Annotated in this window: 1 pseudogene; it reads left to right on the plus strand. The window is 74.8% G+C overall.

Annotated features, from left to right (window positions below):
- Positions 1-177 precede the first annotated feature (177 nt).
- Positions 178-302, plus strand: a pseudogene (locus JHD82_RS29595) (tripartite tricarboxylate transporter substrate binding protein); the annotation flags it as partial.

Here is a 302-nt window from a genome sequence, read left to right on the forward strand (position 1 = left end):
CCCCCCCCCCCCCCCCCCCCCCCCCCCCCCCCCCCCCCCCCCCCCCCCCCCCCCCCCCCCCCCCCCCCCCCCCCCCCCCCCCCCCCCCCCCCCCCCCCCCCCCTCTTCAAGCAGAAGACGGCATACGCGATCAACGTCAGCGTCTCGTGGGCTCGGAGATGTGTATAAGAGACAGCCCTGCAACTGCCGGAAGTGACCAAGCTGGTCGTCGATGGCGGCAGCGAAGTCGTGGCCAATACGCCCGAGGCCTTTGCCGCCCAGCTGCGCCAGGACATGGAGCGCTGGTCGCGCGTGGTCAAGCT

This window comes from Delftia sp. ASV31 (assembly GCF_016428765.1).
Lineage (GTDB): Bacteria > Pseudomonadota > Gammaproteobacteria > Burkholderiales > Burkholderiaceae_C > Comamonas > Comamonas acidovorans.